General features: G+C 46.8%; 1 protein-coding gene. It reads left to right on the top strand.

The annotated features are described in order from the left end of the window. On the top strand, window positions 1-219 hold a 219-nt coding region (locus tag ACSEXW_RS28445), incomplete at its 5' end, for a helix-turn-helix transcriptional regulator (RefSeq protein ID WP_438449528.1). Window positions 220-284: the final 65 nt, after the last annotated feature.

Genomic DNA, 284 nt, shown 5'->3' with positions numbered 1-284 from the left:
CAGACCCTGGATCTTACTTGTGAGGAGCTGGGAAGTCTTGTCGGCCTTTCTGAGACTAGCATTCGAAACCTTGAAAAAGGCCGGAATGTTACCAGTGTCGAGATCATGCTTAAGCTCGCTGATCTGTTTGGCAAGGGGCCCATTCAACTGTTCCCTGATTCCGAACTGGCAGAGTTAGCCGAAATGAAGTGGTCTCGAAGATTGAAGCAAGAAGCGTAACTGTAGGTTTCATTTGTCACACTTTTGTGCCCATGTCGCTATTATATAACGTAACCTACGGTTAC

This window comes from Oryzibacillus soli, assembly GCF_051594765.1.
GTDB lineage: Bacteria > Bacillota > Bacilli > Paenibacillales > NBRC-103111 > Paenibacillus_AR.
Note: the sequence above shows the minus strand (reverse complement) of the source record. Positions and strands in the feature narration are given on the sequence as shown.